Annotated in this window: 18 protein-coding genes; 13 read left to right on the plus strand and 5 right to left on the minus strand. The window is 69.3% G+C overall.

What is annotated here, in order from left to right:
* The first annotated feature begins 7 nt into the window (after positions 1-7).
* The 7 genes from AB0G47_RS13645 to AB0G47_RS13675 all read left to right on the plus strand — a co-directional run bounded on the left by AB0G47_RS13645 (position 8) and on the right by AB0G47_RS13675 (position 4949).
* Positions 8-1036: a type II secretion system F family protein gene (locus AB0G47_RS13645; RefSeq protein ID WP_360768242.1), complete on the plus strand. Its 1029-nt coding sequence runs from the start codon at positions 8-10 to the stop codon at positions 1034-1036.
* The gene (locus AB0G47_RS13650) at positions 1033-1962 is read left to right on the plus strand and encodes a type II secretion system F family protein (protein ID WP_360768244.1); all 930 of its coding nucleotides are present in this window, start codon (positions 1033-1035) and stop codon (positions 1960-1962) included. The genes AB0G47_RS13645 and AB0G47_RS13650 overlap by 4 nt, the downstream gene beginning before the upstream one ends.
* 80 nt (positions 1963-2042) lie before the next feature.
* Positions 2043-2294, plus strand: a complete 252-nt coding sequence (locus AB0G47_RS13655) for a hypothetical protein (RefSeq protein WP_360768246.1) — start codon at positions 2043-2045, stop codon at positions 2292-2294.
* Between the two features lie 37 nt (positions 2295-2331).
* Positions 2332-2778 carry a TadE family protein gene (locus AB0G47_RS13660; protein ID WP_360768249.1) on the plus strand — a complete coding sequence of 149 codons (447 nt, stop codon included), beginning with the start codon at positions 2332-2334 and terminating at the stop codon, positions 2776-2778.
* 35 nt (positions 2779-2813) lie between these two features.
* Positions 2814-3224, plus strand: coding sequence for a TadE/TadG family type IV pilus assembly protein (locus tag AB0G47_RS13665; RefSeq protein WP_360768251.1), 411 nt, complete (start codon positions 2814-2816; stop codon positions 3222-3224).
* A gap of 2 nt (positions 3225-3226) precedes the next feature.
* A complete protein-coding gene (locus tag AB0G47_RS13670; protein WP_360769010.1) occupies positions 3227-3697 on the plus strand; it encodes a pilus assembly protein TadG-related protein in 471 nt (156 codons plus the stop codon).
* A 1135-nt stretch (positions 3698-4832) separates the two neighbouring features.
* The gene (locus tag AB0G47_RS13675; RefSeq protein WP_360768253.1) at positions 4833-4949 is read left to right on the plus strand and encodes a DUF397 domain-containing protein; all 117 of its coding nucleotides are present in this window, start codon (positions 4833-4835) and stop codon (positions 4947-4949) included.
* Here the strand turns inward: AB0G47_RS13675 and AB0G47_RS13680 are convergent.
* Positions 4931-5320 (minus strand): DUF4345 family protein, encoded by a 390-nt coding sequence (locus tag AB0G47_RS13680; protein ID WP_360768256.1) that lies wholly within the window; start codon positions 5318-5320, stop codon positions 4931-4933. The genes AB0G47_RS13675 and AB0G47_RS13680 overlap by 19 nt on opposite strands.
* Before the next feature lie 57 nt (positions 5321-5377).
* Positions 5378-6946 carry a substrate-binding domain-containing protein gene (locus tag AB0G47_RS13685; protein WP_360768259.1) on the minus strand — a complete coding sequence of 523 codons (1569 nt, stop codon included), beginning with the start codon at positions 6944-6946 and terminating at the stop codon, positions 5378-5380.
* A gap of 178 nt (positions 6947-7124) precedes the next feature.
* Here AB0G47_RS13685 and AB0G47_RS13690 point away from each other — a divergent pair, with 178 nt between their 5' ends.
* The 3 genes from AB0G47_RS13690 (at position 7125) to AB0G47_RS13700 (ending at position 8785) form a co-directional block, all read left to right on the plus strand.
* The gene (locus AB0G47_RS13690; RefSeq protein WP_360768262.1) at positions 7125-7469 is read left to right on the plus strand and encodes a hypothetical protein; all 345 of its coding nucleotides are present in this window, start codon (positions 7125-7127) and stop codon (positions 7467-7469) included.
* 108 nt (positions 7470-7577) lie between these two features.
* Positions 7578-8219, plus strand: coding sequence for a hypothetical protein (locus tag AB0G47_RS13695; protein ID WP_360768265.1), 642 nt, complete (start codon positions 7578-7580; stop codon positions 8217-8219).
* A gap of 23 nt (positions 8220-8242) precedes the next feature.
* Complete coding sequence (locus tag AB0G47_RS13700) at positions 8243-8785, plus strand: SMI1/KNR4 family protein (RefSeq protein WP_360769013.1); 543 nt, start codon at positions 8243-8245, stop codon at positions 8783-8785.
* 49 nt (positions 8786-8834) lie between these two features.
* Here AB0G47_RS13700 and AB0G47_RS13705 read toward each other — a convergent pair whose 3' ends face one another.
* The 3 genes from AB0G47_RS13705 to AB0G47_RS13715 are packed head-to-tail and all read right to left on the minus strand — an operon-like array spanning position 8835 to position 10976.
* Positions 8835-9203, minus strand: coding sequence for a hypothetical protein (locus tag AB0G47_RS13705; RefSeq protein ID WP_360768267.1), 369 nt, complete (start codon positions 9201-9203; stop codon positions 8835-8837).
* Positions 9204-9219: 16 nt separating this feature from the next.
* Positions 9220-10329, minus strand: coding sequence for a hypothetical protein (locus tag AB0G47_RS13710; RefSeq protein ID WP_360768269.1), 1110 nt, complete (start codon positions 10327-10329; stop codon positions 9220-9222).
* Entirely contained in the window at positions 10326-10976 is a 651-nt protein-coding gene (locus tag AB0G47_RS13715) for a hypothetical protein (protein WP_360768272.1), read from the minus strand. The genes AB0G47_RS13710 and AB0G47_RS13715 overlap by 4 nt, the downstream gene beginning before the upstream one ends.
* A 433-nt stretch (positions 10977-11409) precedes the next feature.
* On the opposite strand from AB0G47_RS13715, the gene AB0G47_RS13720 reads away from it, so the two are divergent.
* The 3 genes from AB0G47_RS13720 to mqnC all read left to right on the plus strand — a co-directional run bounded on the left by AB0G47_RS13720 (position 11410) and on the right by mqnC (position 16516).
* Positions 11410-14421 (plus strand): BTAD domain-containing putative transcriptional regulator, encoded by a 3012-nt coding sequence (locus AB0G47_RS13720; protein ID WP_360768275.1) that lies wholly within the window; start codon positions 11410-11412, stop codon positions 14419-14421.
* A 94-nt stretch (positions 14422-14515) separates the two neighbouring features.
* The gene (locus AB0G47_RS13725) at positions 14516-15220 is read left to right on the plus strand and encodes an A24 family peptidase (RefSeq protein WP_360768277.1); all 705 of its coding nucleotides are present in this window, start codon (positions 14516-14518) and stop codon (positions 15218-15220) included.
* Between the two features lie 96 nt (positions 15221-15316).
* Positions 15317-16516 (plus strand): cyclic dehypoxanthinyl futalosine synthase, encoded by a 1200-nt coding sequence (mqnC, locus tag AB0G47_RS13730; protein ID WP_360768280.1) that lies wholly within the window; start codon positions 15317-15319, stop codon positions 16514-16516.
* Positions 16517-16521 lie beyond the last annotated feature (5 nt).

Raw genomic sequence — 16521 nt, forward strand, 5'->3', positions numbered from 1 at the left:
GCACGACATGAACTCACTCGGCTCGATGGGCGGCCTCTTCTCGCTGCCCGTCCTGTACGCACTGGGCTGCGGCATCGCGGTCGGCGGAGGCCTCGCGGTCCTCGCGATCGCGCTGCGCGGGCTGCCGGTGAAGCCGGAGCACGAGAAGCAGAAGGCCAGCGAGCGGATGAGCGAACTCATCCGGTTCGCGGGCCAGCGGGGCTCGTTGGCCGTCGGTGTCGGTCTCGTGGTTCTGCTGCTCACCCGCTGGGCGGTGGCGGGCATCGCGTCCGGCATCCTCGTCTTCTTCTGGGACAAGCTGTTCGGCGGCGCGGCGGAGGAGCGCGCGCAGATGAAGCGCGTGGAGGCCCTCGCCGCGTGGACGGAGTCCCTGCGCGACACCATCGCGGGCGCGGTGGGCTTGGAGCAGGCGATCCCGGCTTCGGCGCGGGCGGCGGCACCGGTGCTGCGGCCCCACTTGGACGCGCTGGTGGACCGGCTGCGGGCGCGTACGCCGCTGCCGGAGGCGCTGCAGGTCCTTGCGGACGAGATCGACGACGCGTCGGCGGACATCATCGTGGCGGCGCTGATCCTCAACGCGAAGCTGCGAGGGCCGGGGCTGAGGCAGGTTCTCGGCGCTCTCGCCAAGTCGGCGCGTGAAGAGGTCGACATGCGGCAGCGCGTGATGGCGCAGCGGGCGTCGACGCGGCGGTCGGTGCAGATCGTGGTGGCGGTGTCGATCGCGTTCGTCCTCGGCCTTTCGATCTTCAACCGCGACTTCGTCGAGCCGTACGGCACGCCGGTCGGCCAGCTCGTACTCGCCTGCGTCTGCGCGCTGTTCGCACTCGGCTTCTGGTGGCTGCGGAAGCTGTCGACGGTGGAGACGCCGGATCGCTTCCTGATCCGGGATGAGCCGGGGGTGCAGTTTGTGCGGCCTCGGGGGGCGGGTGGCGCGGCCGAGCAGCAGGCGCCGTTGACCGGGCAGGCGGGGCCTTACGGCCAGCCGGGCCAGCCGGGGCAGCCGGGCTTCTCGAATCCTGAAGGGGTACGTCGATGAGCCTGACGATGCCTATCGTGATCGGCGCGATCATGGGCCTGGGGATCTACGCCCTCGTACGCGCCTTGATGCCGTCCAAGCGGAGTGCGGTCGCGACGGTCGCGCGCATCGATGCGATGCGGGCGAGGGGCGCGGCCTATGAGTCGCACCGTTCCCCGGAGAGCAAGTCGGACTCCAGCCGGCTTGGTTCGGCGCGGGCCCGGGTGGGCGTGAGGGTCGCCGAGTTCTATCTGCAGCAGGGCTGGGAACAGCGGTCGTTGCGGGCGGACTTGGCGGTGCTTGATCGGAGCTGGGAGAAATTCCTGGCTACGAAGACGTTGCTGGCAGCCACGGGTGTCTTCTTCGGGCCGTTCCTCTTCGCCATCGTCTGGACGCTGGGATTCGGCAGCAGCCCGATCATCCCGGTATGGCTGGCGCTGGTGTTCGGCGTTCTGTTCTTCTTCCTCCCCGACCTCGAAGTGCGGCGCGACGCCCAGGACAAGCGGCGTGACCTGCGCCGCGTCATCGGTGCCTATCTGGACCTGGTGTCGATGAGCCTGGCGGGCGGCCGGGGCCTCCCCGAGGCTCTGATGGCGGCGGCGGAAGTCTCCGACGGATGGGCGACAAAACGTATCCGAAACGCACTGGCCGATGCCCGGATCACCGGCATCAGCCAGTGGCAGGCGCTCGGCACACTCGGCGAGCAGCTGGGCGTCGAAGAGCTCAAGGACTTGTCGGCTTCCCTCGGCCTGGTGGCGGACGACGGAGCCAAGGTGCGCGAGTCGCTCGCCTCCCGCGCGGAGACGATGCGGCACCGCGAAATGGCCGAGATCGAGGGCAGTGCGGGCGAGAAATCCCAGTCGATGCTCGTCGCGCAGCTGCTGCTGTGTGCTGGCTTCCTGGTCTTCCTCATCTTCCCGGCGGCGATGCGCGTGTTCCAGGTCTAACGAACTTTACGGCGACGGACGGATCCGCCGGACGGCAAGTGCCCGGCGACCTCCCCCCACTCCTGAGAGGACAACTCACCATGAACGGACGGAACTTCAGCACCGGGATCCCGGCTGTGGACTTCCTTGTCACCTTCCTGAAGGGCCGCGTCGAGCGTGCCCGCTCCGGCGAGCTCGACCGCGGTGCTTCCGCGGTCGAGTGGGTCATCATCTCGGCGGTCGTCGTGGCGATCGTCGGCGTGGTCGCCGCCGTCATCAACGGTGCCCTGAAGGGCGGCGCGGAAGACGTCAAGGACTGCATCGAGGGCGCCGACGCCGGCAAGACCTGCTGATCATCAATCGGTTATCGGGGAACGAAGGCGGGGACGAGTGCGCGGGAGCGTGAAGCGATGGGTACGCCGCAGGGTGGAGGCAGCCTCCACCCGCGGTGAATCCGGCATGACCGCGATCGAGTTCGTGCTGCTCACCCCGGTGCTGTTCTTCATGATCTTCGCGACGGTGCAGTTCGCGCTGTACTTCTTCGCGGACCATGTCGCCCAGGCGGCGGCCCAGGCGGGCGCGCGCAAGGCCCGCGCGACGGCCGACGAGAACCCGGGCGGCTGGCGCGGCGAGGCGCGTGACGTGGTCGACGACTACATCCAGCAGCTCGGCCCGCAGCTGGTGATCGGCCCGGACGTGAAGATGGTGGAGCCGAAGGCGAACACGGTCGGCGTGGAGATCACCGCGAAGGTGCCTTCCGTCTTCCCCGGCCTCGACATGACGGTGCGCGCGCAGTCGGCGGGCCCGGTGGAGCGGTTCGTGGAGGACAACGGCTGATGAGGAACGCATGGGCCCGTGCCGTCCTCAACGGGATGCGCGCGTCGGGCCGTCGGTCGGATCGGGGGCTCTCGACCGTCGAGGTGGTCATCCTCGCGCCCGTGATGATCCTCTTCATTCTGATGCTGGTGGCCTTCGGCCAGCTCGTCGATGCCCGAGGGGCCGTCGACGGTGCGGCGCGTGACGCCGCGCGTGCCGGTTCGATCCAGAAGGACCAGGGCACGGCGATGTCTGAGGCGCGGGCTGCGGCGCAGGCCGACCTCGAGGGCATGTGCGTCGGGCCGATCAACGTCAACCAGACGAGCGCGGGCTTCAAGTCCGGCACGTTCTTCACGGTTGAAGTGAGCTGTCAGGTGAGGGGCTTGGGCATTCTCGGCCTCGACATGGAGACGACACTGAAGGCCAGCTTCAGCTCTTCGCTGGACCCCTACCGGAGGTCGGCGTGAGCATCAGTCCCCACCTCGCTCCTCGTATACGAGAATGGGCCGCCGCCCGTCGCGAACGCCTCGACGACCGTGGCTCGGGCGCGGGCGCCGTCATCATCTTCGCGCTCGTCTTCCTCTCGCTCTCGGCGTTCGTCATCGACGGCGGCTTGTCCATCTCCAAGCGGGAGCGGGCCGCCGACATCGCGGAACAGGCCGCGCGCTACGCTGCCCAGGACCTCGACACCGAGGGCATCTACGAAGGTGCCAAGGGCGCACCCATCAACTACGAGAACTGCGACGCGCGCGCCAAGAAGTTCGCCGGAACGATGGGCATGAGCGGCGCGGACATCGCGGCGACGCATTGTGTGACGGCCAACGCCGACCAGGTCGAGGTCGAGGTCCAGATGACCTACAGCCCGGTGTTCACCGGGATGTTCTACGGCGGGGACGTGACGGTGCGGGGGCGCGCGGTCGCGGAGAACGCGGTCGGCTGAGGCCGGGCAGGTATCAGCGACCGGAGTTGGCGCGGAGATGTCGCGCCACGCCGGGCGCGGGGCCGCCGGGTCGTGGAAACCTCGATGCGGGGCTTTGGTGATCCGGTGGTTGATTGGTGCCGGGGCCGCCCAGTTGTCCTGAGGTTGGCGGTTCCGGGCCGGGTGTAAAGGGCGCTCCGCTGCGCTGCGCGTCGGCTTCGCCGATTCCGCTGCGCTCCACCCTTGACACCCACCCCTCCACCGCGAGAAGGAAGACGACCGGGCGGCCACGAAGCGGGGCTCACGGGGACCACCCGGCGGGCCATCCGGCTTCACTGCCGGGTGCGGACTGGTTCGTAGCAGCGCTGCCCGCTGAAGGGGTGCGCGGGCCGCTCGGGGATGGGTCCCGGCTTCGTCAAGCGTCTGCCGACCGGATCTTCCGGGGCGGGTGCAGGGTGGGAGGGGGCCAACTCGCCTACTCCTACGGCTAGTTGATCCCCCCGGGGCTGGCCAGCCTAGGGGGTGGGGAACCTACTTCGGCAAAGTTGCGTTTCGAATCGTGTGCGCCCCCCTTGTGTCAGAACACAACTTTCCCAAAGTAGGTCCCGCACCCCCGGCCATTCGTGACGCGTGACCTGTGACGGCCAGCCCGGAAGAACCGGTCGCCAGACGCTTGACGAGACCGGCACTCATCCCCGGACCGGCCGCGCACCCATGACTCTGACGGCACGTGTGACGAACTAGTCCGCACCCGGCAGGAAAGCCGGATGACCTGATGGCCGGTCCCCGTGAGCCCCTCTTCGTGGCCGCCCGGTCGGCGCTCACCTGCGGTGGAGGGGTGGGTGTCAAGGGTGAAGCGAAGCGGAATCGGCGCAGCCGACGCGACGAAGGAGCGCCCTTGACTCCCGGCCCGGAACCGCCAACCTCGGGAGAACCGGGCGGCCCCGGTGCCGATGAACCACCGGACCGGTAAAGCCCCCGCCCGGCACGCTCGCACCACTTGGCGGGGACGCCACCGTCAATCGGGCCCGGGAAGGTCGATTTCCGCCCAGATTGTTTTGCAGGGGGTCGGGCCCAGCTCCGTACCCCACCGGTCGCACAGTGCCGCGACCAGGAGCATCATCCCTCTGTCCGACTCGGCTTCAGAGGACGGGAGTTGGGGCACCACCCCTCCACCATCCACCTCCGCGACTCCAAGAACCCCCACGGCCCCCAACTGGCCTTCGCCCTGACCGCATGGGGCGACCTCGTGACCTACGCATCCGGCAGCTGAACAGCTGCGGCCAGCAGCCCAGCTGCGCCCAGGGCCTCGACCCAGAAGTAGAACCACGCCGGATAGAAAGCCCTCGGGCGCTCCACCGCTCGGGACGCCAGCCGCCCCAAAGCCATCCCCGCAAGCGCCACCGCGGCCGCCAGCGCGATGCCCCGTTGCAGATCACCGGAAGCGTACCGAGCCGCCCAGCCGAGCAGGCAGCCGAAGGCGACGCCGAACCCGCCGTAGACCGCGCGGACCTCGGCACGCGCTTCCGGGACGGTCAGCTCGATACCGAAAGGGCGGATGAGGGCAGCCGGCGCGATGAGGCCGAAGACGCCCATGCCGAGGAAGAAGAGGGCGGCGACGCCTATCCAAAGGTCAGAGGCCATGGCGAAGAGGCTGCCGCCGAAGCACATGCGCCTTCAATTACCCCCGGGGTAAAGCGCTCAGCCGACCGGGCGGCACAGCAGTGGCTTCTCCAGCTCCGAGCAGGGGCGGTGGCCATGGGCGGGGAGGCTGTCCTTGCCTGCGCCCTCTGTCAGGTAGCGCAGGAAGCCTGCCGCGATCGAGTCGGCGGGGGGCTCTCCGTACGTATACGCGAACTCCGTCTGCCAGTAGGGGTACGCGCCCGCGTCTGCGCCCTCGACCGTGGCCTGGTAGCCCGCGATGCGGACCTGGTTGATGCCTTCGTGGGTGAGCGCGGCGCCCGCCTCGCTGTGGCCGAGGGCTCCCGGGGTCGAGGCCACCGTGTCCAGGAGAATGCCGGTGTCGCCGACCTCACAGCGGCCCGGCTTGCTGCGGTCCATGCCCGCGCAGTCCCCCGAAGTGACCTCCAACAGCTCCTTGTCGTCGAGGACTTGGCTGACGAGGGTGGAGCGGGTGCCGGAGCCGGGGTGGCGGCTGACCAGGTGGACGGGGACGTTGTTGCCGTTGACCTGGGACCAGTTGGTGATCTCGCCCGCGTAGATCTGGCGTACCTGCTTGAGGGAGAGGTCCTGGACGCCGGCGTCCTTGTTGACGGACAGGGTGAAGAGGGAGAGGGCGACCGGGCGGGGAAGGAGCTGGGGGCGGCCGTCGCCCTTGGCCCCGTCGGTGAAGGCGAGCCGGTCGGGGAGGCCGGCCCCACCGGCCTTCCCCGTACCGGCCTTCCTGCCGGCGGCCGCCAAGGAGTCGAGGCCCGCGACACTGCCGTTGAACGTGTTGTCCGTGATGGGGATCCTGGCGCCCGTGCACTTCCTCACGTACCGCTTCGCGGCCTCCGCGACGGCTTCCTTGAAGGCGGTGGAGCCGGAGAGGGTCAGCGTGCCCTCTGCGCAGTCCACGGGTGCCGCCTGGGCGGTGGCGTCGTCCCTGGTGAACGTGGTGAAGGACTGGGCGGCGGCGATCAGCACCAGCAGGGCGATGAAGACCATGACGGGCTTCGAGGCGAAGGTGTGGCTCTCGGTCTTCTTGATGCGGCCACCGCGTACGCCGCCCTTTATGCCGGCGACGACATCGGGATCGGGGAACTTCCGCCCGGCTGGGAAGTCGGGGTCGCGTTCCAGGACGGCGAGGACCTTGTAGTGGGTGCCGCGGTTGAGGGGCACGCGGGGCAGCTCGATCAGCCCGTTGTCCATGCGGAGCCCGGCGGCCCCCTCGAAGCAGGGGCCCAGGTAGTCGTGGCTGTACTCGGTGACGACCATGCCGTCGACGCGGCGGCCGGGAAAGCTGATCCGGATGCCGACCTGGTCGTCGTCGCGTACGACGTAGTCGTTGGCGTCGATGTGCGTCCAGCCGCTGTTCTGGATGCGGAGCAGGACGAAGGACGGGTCGACGAGGGAGGTGCCGTTCTGCTGCATCTGCCGCAGCACCCCGGCGTGCGGATGGGTGTCCGCGTTCTTCGCGGTGGTATCCATCTGCACGCGGTAGCCGAGCCGTTTGCGCCCGGCGAACCCGAACTCCCACAGCGCGGCACCGACCGGTATCGCAAGCCCGAGGGCGGCGACCGCCGACTCCCAGGAAAATCCACCACTCATCGCCGTACGACCCCCCGTTGGCTGCACGCAGTTGATTGGGTGGCCAAGTTATGAGGGGGGAGGAGGCTGATTCCGGTCAACGAGCGGTGTTTCCAGGGGAATTCATCGAGCGGCCGCCTGCGGCGACCAGGGATTCATCGGCTGTTGGGGTAGGTGTTGGGAAAGCAAGGGGGTAGATGTGGCTGGTGAACTGCAGCACAGGCTCATGGCGCGGCGCGAGAGGCAGGAACTCGACCGGATGCTGCGTGCTGCCTCCGAGGTGGTCACGGCGCGCACGTTGGCGTCCGCGGAGGTGCCCGACGGGGTTCTGGAGGCCGTACGGGGATTCTGGAGCACGTCCGCCGAGTTCGATGCGGCGCTGAACGACGATGCCCCCGACGAGCTTCTTGACTCCTGGGTGCAGGAACTACTCGCCCGGCACGGCTTCCTCACATCGGCTTTCCTGTTCACCGACCTCGGCGCGGTGGCAGCGGTCATTGAGCAGGAGTACCGGTTCGAGTTCTTCGTCTCACACCTGACGTAGCACGGACCCACGGACCCACGGAGCCACGGAGCCACGGGAGAGTGGGCCGGCGGCTGCTCATAAGCTGACCTGGAACGGCACATGCCGACGGAGGAGACAGGAACAGCCATGGCCCGGTATACGGAACCGCAGACCATCGCACGCGGCGGATTCAGCATCAAGGTGCCGGAGACGTGGTGGGAGTTCGACGTGCGTCCGGAGTCGCGCGACGCGTCCATCCGGCAGATGATCAACGATCGCGTACGCGCCCGCCCGGAGCTGGCCCCGCACCGGGAGACCTTCGAGGCGTTCTTGCGGAAGGCGTCGAAGGACGCCTGGCAGTCCGGCGCCCTGTACTGCGGCTGCATGGCGGAGAGCTTCGGCGGCGATACGCCGGTCACCGGCTCGGTCACGGTCTCCCTGGTCGGCGCCCGCACGCCCAGCGGCGACGTCCTGCCCACGGACCCGGACCGCATCGTCGCCCAGCTCGGCGTGCGCCAGGCCAAGCGGGAGGGCGACACGTGGCGGAAGGTGGAGACGGTCGACATCCCGGGAGTCGGCCTCGCGGCGCGCACGTACGGCCTTGAGGACATCACCGTGCCGGGCGACGAGCGCACGATCCGCGTCGTCCTGATGCAGACCTTCATTCCGGTGCCGGGCCAGGAGGGGAAGGTCGCGCTGGTCTCGGGCAGCAGCCAACTCCTCGAACTGGCGGACTCGTTCTTCGACATCTTCGATGCGGTGACTTCTACTTTCCGCTTCGCGGAGTAGGGAGGATGCCGACTCAGACTCAGATGGCCTCCACCCTGGAACGCCTCGCCGCGCTCATTCCTCCCGTCGGCCCTCGTCGCTCGCGGGACTGGGCCGCCGTGGAGCAGCAGCTCGGCACCGCCCTGCCGCAGGACTACAAGGAACTCGTCGAGACCTACGGAGGCGGGGTCTTCGACGAGACCGTCTGGCTCATGGATCCCGGATGCCGAGACGAGGGCTACAACCTCCTCGACCAGGCGAAGGAACGCGCCGAGATCCTGGCCGACCTGTGGGAGTTCGAACCCAAGCCGCCGCAGCTGCTGCGGGACGACGGGGCCGAGGTGTTGCCCTGGGCGTACATCGAGGGAAGCGGCGCGTACCTCTACTGGCTATGCCGACCGGGGCAGCATCCTGACGAGTGGACCGTCATGTTCAACGAGGGGCGGGGCCCGGAATGGGAGTACCACCCCGCCCAGTGCGCGCCCTATCTCCTTGCCGTACTTACTGGAGAGGCAGACACGGTGTACTTCCCCGAATTTCCCCCCGATGAGCATCAGTTCGACTCGAACGACGACATCCTCGGGTAGCCGGGCCGGCCAGCCGTGAGCAGCGGTCTGAAATCCGCCGCCCGTCCGGCTACTTCCCGTCGCCCTTGCCCTTCCCGTCCCCCTTGCCGCCCTTCCCGCCCTCGCCCTTGCCCGCCTTCACCGCGTCGTTGACTTCCTTGGCCAGGTCGTCGTCCAGCTTCTTGAACTCGCGTACGACGGCGTCGGACAGGTCCGCCAACTGGTCCAGCTGCTGGCCGATGTCCTCGCGGCCGTCCTCCCAGTTGGACTCGAAGTCTTCGAGCGAGTCGTAGACGCCGCCGTCGCCTATGTCGTCCTTGTAGGACTCGAAGGTCTTCTTGGTCCGGTTCATGCGGTTCTTGATGGACCGCAGCCGGCTGCCGTAGTCCTCCAGGTCGGTGAGTGGGATGCTGAGGTCACTCTTGCCCTTGCTGCCCATGTGCGCCTTGCCCCCGTCAGCGGTTGATCGACTGGATCTCCTGGACGTTCATGTCCTGCGTGGTCTCGAAGGTGCCGTCGGGCAGGTCGTCGCCCGTGCCCTGTGAGCCCTCCCAGGAGATCTCCCAGGTTACCGATGCCTTCAGCTGGTACGGCTTCCCGTTCGTGGCCCGCAGGTACTTGATGCCGCACGGCGGGTCCTGCTTGGACTTGCCCTTGGTGTACGGGGTGCCGATGCTGCCGTCGGCGTTGATCTTGCACTCGCCGGATGCGGGGAAGGTCTCCGCGTCCGGCGTGCCGGGCTCCAGGTGGAGGCTCTTCGGTTTTGCTGTGGTCTCCGCCCACAGGGGGGTGTTCGGGAGCTCCGCGCGGACCTTGACCTCCTTGAAGGTGCCCTTGTCCAGCCACACCCAAGTCGGCAGGTTCACCGTCGACTTGGCCTCGGGCTTCAGCTCGACCTCGGTGTCGGGGACCTTCACCTTGTCGTAGGCGTACTCGGCGAGCATCTCGGGTGTCGGGGCGTTCGGGTCGTCCGGGATCTCGCCGTCCGGGACCCAGAACATGATGCGGCCGCAGTCCCAGGACTTGGGGTCCGAGGAGTCGGGCGCGACGCCGCGCCAGAAGCGGCCGTCCTTGCCCTCGTTGTAGTCCTTGTAGCCATCGGCCGAACTGTTCGTCGGCTTGTGCAGGTCGAAGTTGTCGGCTGGTTTGCCGTCGCGGTAGTGGTCGGTCCAGAGCTCCTTGCCGAACCAGGACTCGTGGATGCCGACGTCGCCGCCGCCGTCCGTGTCCACGAACTTCTTGAGCTCGGCGGAGGTGAAGGCCGGCTCGTACCAACAGGCCGGGGGCTCCCAGTTGGGGTCGATCGGGGCGAGGTTGCCCTGCTTGCCGCCGCCGTCCCCGCCGCTGGGGTAGCTGAGCTTGATGGAGGAGACTCCGGCCGACAGATTGCCGTTCTTGTCGGCACCGCCGCCGGATGGTTCTTCGGTCGGGGGTTTCGTGGTGCCGCCGGGAATGTCGTCGGCGTACGCCGTTCCCGTTCCCGCGGCCCCCAGGATCAGTGCCGCCGCGCCTGCCGCGACGCACCGCCGTGCGCGAAAGCTCTTGGTCGTCCCCGGCCTTGTCATCCCCGGCATTCCTTCACCCTCCCCTGGACCTCGACCTTCTGCGCCTTCCAGATCTTGTCCGCGCCCTTCGGCGGGCTCATCAGGACGCTGAACTTCTGGTAGCTGTCGAGGGATTCCTTGCTGTAGTGGATCTTGTCGCCCTTGATGTCCTTGCTGAAGGACTTCGCCTGGTTGCGGCAGAAGGTGACCAGGACGGCCTTCCCGCCGCTCAGTTCGGTGGCCTCGGACTTGAAGTAGCGGTCCGTCCCCGTGGGCACCCAGCCGCCGTCGATCCACGCCTTGATCTGAGTCTTCGCGTACGTGGATGCCTGCGCGCCCGAGTAGTACTTGTAGGCGGGGTCGTTCACGTCCTGCTGGACGATGCCGTGCTTGAGCGCCCGGATGTAGTTGGCCGCGTTGTCGACGGCCTTCGCCTGCTTCGGGTCGGAAGGCTCGGCGAAGTCGAAGACCAGCTTCAGGTCCTTCGGGACGCTGACGTCCGGGCCCTCTCCCTCGGGCGACTCCGAAGCCGCCGGCTTCTCGGACCCCTGTCCCGCGCCCTCGATCTTGTCCGGGGATTTGTCGTCCCCGCCGCCCCCACAGGCGGTCAGGAGCAGGGCCGCGCTGGTCACCAGCGCGGCGACGGTGGGCATGGTGCGACGGGCCACGGTTGCAGTCCCCCAGAGGTCGGCATGTGCAGGAGAGAATGAAGCCGGACGAAGTTATCAGGAGCGGGTTACCGGAACTGGTGCGCTCTGTGAAGGCTCCCGCGTTCGGCGTGATGACGGAAGCGAATGGTCCTCAAGTGCTACGCGGGCGCAGCGAATCCGTGCCGGAACTGTGACGAGGGGGACGTGTGCGGTCGCCTGCCCGGTCAAAGGGGAGGCCCGACAGTTCAGCAGCACGCAGAACGAGTTGGGCCTTCGGTGCAACTCAGGCGTAAACGGGCACCCGTAAGGGCCGCTGCCCCTGTTTGACCTTCCGTCGCTTCCGTACCATCGCCTAATGAAGGTCGAAACCATCGCCTAAGAAGGTCGAATCGACGGCCTCCAGCCGCTCATCCGCTCCCTCCCAGCAGCAGAGGACACCAGGACACCCGCCATGGCGCGCACCACTTCAAGCTCTACGGGCCCGTCGGCTCCGCGGAACCGGACGCCGCAGCCGCTGCCCCGGCGTCGTCGTACGTTCGGGGACTTCGTCAAGGCGTTCCTCGCCTTCGTCGCCCTTGTCGCGCTGGTCGTCGGCGTGCCCGGAGCCCTCGCGTACGCCGTGGGGTGGCCGCTGCCGGGCGGTTCGCCCTCGCTGGAGTGGCTGCAGCAGGAGATCACGGTCGGGACGTTCATCAACGTACTGACCGTCGTCGTCTGGCTCGCCTGGGCGCAGTTCACCGCCTGCGTGCTCGTGGAGGTCAAGGCCGCGCTGTCCGGCGTAGGCATGCCGAACCGGATTCCCGGCGCCGGCGGCAGCCAGCTCCTCGCCCGGCAGCTCGTCGCCGCGCTGCTGCTCGTGGGTGCCACCGCCGCCAGCTTCGCGCCCGGGCTCTCGCAGTTCGGGCAGTCGCTGGAGGGGAACCAGAAGCCGGCCTCCGCTGCCTCCGCCCAGCAGACGCCCGGTGGCCTCTTCGGGCAGGAGCAGGCCGGGAGCGCCGCGAATGCCATCGCCGAGCAGGCCGACCAGGCCGCCGCCCATGCGGAGGGCGGTGGCAGCAACAAGAAGGACGGGGACACCAAGTACTACCGGATCCAGCCGCCGGAGGGCCGTCACCACGACTCCATGTGGGAGATCGCCGAGCGGCACCTGGGCGACGGGCGCCGGTACAAGGAGATCTACCAGCTCAACAAGGATCGTGAGCAGCCGGACGGGTCGCGGTTGTCCGAGGCCAGTCTGATCCGGCCAGGTTGGATCATGGAGATGCCCGCGGACGCGCACGGCGGCGAGCTCGTCGAGATGCCCGACGAGGCGCCCAAGATCTCGCAGGACGTGAAGGAGCAGATCTCCGACTACGCCAAGTCCGGGGATCACAAGGAGGGTGGCGGCCAACAGGACAGCGGCAGCGGCAGCGGCGGCCAGGAGCAGGGCGGCGGCGGGTCCGTCGATCGCGATACCGCGCACATCACCATTCCTGAGCAGCGGCCCTCCGAAGGGGGCGGGCAGGGGCAGCAGGAAGCGCCCGCCGCCAGCAGTGGGAGTGACTCCGAAGGGTTCTCCTTCGGGCTCCCCGAAGCGCTCCTCGGGGCGCCCCTCCTCGCCGCCGGACTGCTCGGCGCGCTCGGACGCCGCCGGCGCCACGCGCTGTGGCAGTCCGCCATGGGCGCCGTCGGCGGCCGCCGCGGCATGGAGCCGCCGACACCGACCGGGGGTGCCGCGGCCGCGCAGGACGCGCTGCTCGTGGGCGCCGACCCCGACGGCGTACGCCTGCTCGACCTTTCACTGCGTGGCCTCGCCGCATCGCTCGCCGAGGAGTCGCGTGCCCTGCCGACCGTCTACGCTGCCTGGCTCAGCAACGGCGATCTGCATCTGCAGCTCGCCCAGCCCGCCGGGCGGCCGCCCGCGCCGTGGCAGCTGGGACAGGACCAGACGTTCTGGATGCTGGCGCGCACCGATGCCGAGCGGTACGAGGATGTAGATACCGCCGCTCCCTATCCGGGGCTCGTCAGCCTCGGCACGCTCGACGACTCGCGGCTGCTCCTCAACCTGGAGGCCGTGCCCGGCGTCGTGTCGCTGAGCGGACGTGAGGCCGACCGTGCCGCCGTGTTCGCGTCCGTCGCCGCGGAGCTCGCCACCAACGGCTGGTCGGACCGCATGACCATCACGCTCGTCGGCTTCGGCCAGGACCTGACGCCGCTCGCGCCCAACCGGCTGCGCCACCTCGACGACATCGAGGCGCTGATCGAGACGATGGAGGCCGAGACGCGGCAGCGGCGTGGTGCGCTGGGGGCGGCCGGGCACGACTCGGTGCTCACCGGGCGTACGGGCCCGGCCCAGCACACCCGCTGGGCGCCGCACCTCGTGCTGCTCGCCGCCGAGCCGACCGGCGACGACGCCGTGAAGCTCGCCGAACTGGCCGCGGACGCGAGCCGGTTGGGCATCGGCTACCTCGTCGGCACCGAGTCCGGCGACCTGCCGGGCGCCGCCTGGGAGATGGAGATCACCCGCGAGGGCAAGCTGCTCGCCCCGCTGCTCGGGCTCGAACTGGAGGCGCAGACGCTGCCGGAGGCCCTGCAGCGGTCCGTGGTCGAGCTGTTCGTCGAGGCCGACCCGGGGGACGGGGCCACCGGCTCCGGTTCCGGTTCCGGCCGTGCGGCGACCGCTCCGCCGTTCCTCGTCGACGTCACCGAGCAGGGCAGGCCCGCGGTGTACGCCCGCCTTGTCGGTACGTACGAGATCATCGGCCTCGACACTCCGGACGGCGAGCGCAGTCCGCTGATGCACGAGGCGCTCGCGCTGCTCCTGCTGCACCGCGAAGGTGTGCACCCCCGGGTGCTCGCCTCCGCGCTGTGGCCGCGCGGTGTCACCGAGGACGTCCGGGACGCGCTCGTCGACCGGCTGCGGGAGTGGCTGGGGACAGAGCCTGACGGGTCGCCGCGGCTGCGGGCCGACCAGAGCGGGCGGCTCACGCTCGCCAAGTCCGTCGTCTCCGACCTGGACGTGCTGCGCTCGCTCTACCACGAGGCCACGCAGGGGCGCGGTGCCAACAGCCGTGCCGTGCGCGGGCGGATGCTCACCGATGCCTTGGTGCTGGTGCGCGGGCCGCTGCTCGCCGACCGGCCGCAGGAGCGCTACGGCTGGCTCACGCACGAGATCATCGACGCGCAGCTGCCGCTGCTCGTCGCCGACATCGGGCTCGCCCTCTCCGAGTTCCACCTGGAGAAGGGGCGCGCGGAGAAGGCCATCGAGGCGCTGAACGCGGCGCTCGGCTCCGCGCCGGGCGATGAGCGGCTCTGGAACGAGCTGCTGCGGGCCACGCATGCCACGGGTGACTCCGCGCGGTTGCAGGCGGTTGCCGCGGATCTCGTCGCCCGTAGTGGGGCTCGGGGTGTGCCGCCCCGGACGGAGGCCTTGCTCGACGAACTGCTTCCTGCCTGGCGCAGTGGCCTGACCGCGGTCAGCTGACGCCTGGCTGTATCGGAACTCGGCAGCCGGGGCGTTGTGCCCACCTGTTCCGCCCTGCGGAACGCCTGCCCACAACGGGGGAGTACGGAGTCTCTTGGAGCTGATCCTCGCCGTCGGCGGCGCCCTCTGGGGCGCCCTCGTCGGGCTCTTCGTGCCGCGTGCCGCGTACCGTCTTTCGGTTCCGCCCGGCGAGGGCTGGCGCGCCGAGACCCCGGAGGGGGCGGCCCTCACCTCCTGGGTCGGGCTCGCCGGGGGCTACGGGCCCCGGACCTCCGGGACCGTCGTCACCACCGCCCTCGTCTGCGCCGCTCTCGCCCTCACCACCGGCGCGCGGCCCGAACTCGGCGTCTGGATGCTGCTCGCGCCCTTCGGCGTGCTGCTCGCCGTCGTCGACTTCACCGTGCACCGGCTGCCGGACGTGCTCACGCTGCCGCTCGCCGGCGCCGCGCTCGCGCTGCTCGGGGGCGCCGCGCTGCTGCCCGAGCACGGCGGTTCCTGGCTGACCGCGCTGTACGGCGCGCTCGCGCTCGCCGGTGCGTACTTCCTGCTCTTCCTCATCAACCCCAACGGCATGGGCTTCGGTGACGTGAAGCTCGCCCTCTGCCTGGGGGCCGTGCTCGGCTGGTACGGCTGGGGCGTGCTGCTGCTCGGCACCTTCGCCGGGTTCCTGCTCGCCTCGCTGTACGGAGTGGGGCTCGTCATCGCCCGCCGCGCCGGGCGCAAGACGGCGATCCCGTTCGGTCCCTTCCTGATCGGCGGCGCGTTCGTGGGCCTCATGATCGGGGCGTACGCCGCCTGACGTGGCACGGGGCGGGACCGCCTGACGTCGGGCGGCACAAACGGCTGGCGTACGCTGGATCAGTCCGTCCGCAACCCCTATGAAAGGGACCTCCCGGTGACCGAGAAGGCCGACCTTCAGTCCGTCCTCGACCGTGCCGCCGCAGGTGGGCGGATCACCCCCGAGGAGGCGCTCGACCTCTACCGCGACGCCCCGCTGCACGCGCTCGGCGCCGCCGCCGACGCCGTGCGCCGCCGCCGGTACGCCGGGACCGAGCACATCGCGACGTACATCATCGAGCGGAACATCAACTACACGAACGTCTGCGTGACGGCGTGCAAGTTCTGCGCCTTCTATGCCGCCCCGAAGGACACCAAGAAGGGCTGGAGCCGCGACCTCGACGACATCCTGCGCCGCTGCGCGGAGACCGTCGAGCTGGGCGGGACGCAGGTCATGTTCCAGGGCGGACACCACCCGGACTACGGCGTCGAGTACTACGAGAAGCACTTCGCCGCCATCAAGAAGGACTTCCCGCAGCTGGTCATCCACAGCCTGGGGGCGAGCGAGGTCGAGCACATGGCCCGCATCTCCAAGGTCTCCGTGGAGGAGGCGATCCAGCGCATCAACGCCGCGGGCCTCGACTCCTTCGCAGGAGCGGGTGCCGAGCTGCTGCCCGCCCGCCCGCGCAAGGCCATCGCGCCCCTCAAGGAGAGCGGCGAGCGCTGGCTGGAGATCATGGAGACCGCCCACAACATGGGCGTCGAATCCACCTCCACCATGCTCATGGGCACGGGCGAGACCAACGCCGAGCGCATCGAGCACCTGCGGATGATCCGCGACGTACAGGACAGGACCGGCGGCTTCCGCGCCTTCATCCCGTACACGTACCAGCCCGAGAACAACCACCTCAAGGGCCGCACCCAGGCGACGATCTTCGAGTACATCCGCATGATCGCGATCGCGCGGATCTTCCTCGACAACGTCGCCCACATCCAGGGCTCCTGGCTGACCACCGGCAAGGAGGCCGGCCAGCTGACCCTGCACTACGGCGCGGACGACCTCGGCTCGGTGATGCTGGAGGAGAACGTGGTCTCCATGGCCGGCGCCAAGCACCGCAACAACCTGCGCGAAATGATCGACATGATCCGCACGGCGGACCGCGTCCCGGCCCAGCGCGCCACGACGTACGAGCACCTCGTCGTGCACGACGACCCGGCGAACGACCCGGTCGACGACCGCGTCGCCTCGCACATCTCCTCCACGGCGATCGAGGGCGGCACGGCCCACCCGGAGCTCAAGCTCCTCGCCTCCAACTGAGGTTC

The organism is Streptomyces sp. NPDC021622 (assembly GCF_040640795.1).
In the GTDB taxonomy this organism is placed as follows: domain Bacteria; phylum Actinomycetota; class Actinomycetes; order Streptomycetales; family Streptomycetaceae; genus Streptomyces.